1 protein-coding gene is annotated in these 238 nt (G+C 34.0%); it reads left to right on the forward strand.

Annotated elements, in window-relative coordinates; genetic code table 11:
• On the forward strand, positions 1–238 hold a 238-nt coding region (locus EXE10_RS21695), incomplete at both ends, for a hypothetical protein (protein ID WP_213073876.1).

Here is a 238-nt window from a genome sequence, read left to right on the forward strand (position 1 = left end):
GGTTGGTACTAGCCATTTTGAGGAAAATATTGAGTTACAGCGACAGCTCACCGACTTAAAAAAGCAATTTTCTACAATAGAGGAATCTCAAACATCTCTACAGCAAGAGAATGAAAAACTTAAAGAAAACAATATAAAACTGACTGCTAGAGTGAAGCAGTTTATTGAAGAATCTAAAGAACAAGATCAGTTTTTTGAGGAAGTTCAATCCACCAACTCAGAACAAGCCAATAAATTA

The sequence above is a fragment of the Acinetobacter sp. WCHAc060033 genome (genome assembly GCF_004209125.1).
Taxonomy (GTDB): domain Bacteria; phylum Pseudomonadota; class Gammaproteobacteria; order Pseudomonadales; family Moraxellaceae; genus Acinetobacter; species Acinetobacter wuhouensis.